This is a genomic window from Acinetobacter calcoaceticus, assembly GCF_051947995.1.
Classification (GTDB): Bacteria; Pseudomonadota; Gammaproteobacteria; order Pseudomonadales; family Moraxellaceae; genus Acinetobacter.
The window spans coordinates 1-224 of record NZ_JBLVVH010000062.1; the positions used below are offsets into that span (position 1 = coordinate 1).

Consider the following 224-nt stretch of genomic DNA (forward strand, 5'->3'; position numbering starts at 1 on the left):
GAGCTGTTCCTCTTCCTGTTCATTCCGCCGCTGCTGTTCGTCGACGGCTGGCGTATTCCCAAGCGGGAAGTCTGGCGGATGCGCTGGCCGATCCTGATGATGGCGTTCGGCCTGGTGTTCTTCACCGTGGTCGGCGCCGGCTATTTCATCCACCTGCTGATCCCGGAAATTCCCCTGGCGGCTTCCTTCGCCCTCGCCGCCGTGCTGTCGCCCACGGACGCCCT

The 224-nt window shown here is 64.3% G+C and carries 1 protein-coding gene; it reads left to right on the forward strand.

What is annotated here, in order from left to right; genetic code table 11:
* A partial coding sequence (locus ACNQO6_RS18555) for a cation:proton antiporter domain-containing protein (RefSeq protein ID WP_440209928.1) occupies positions 1–224 on the forward strand: 224 nt, incomplete at both ends.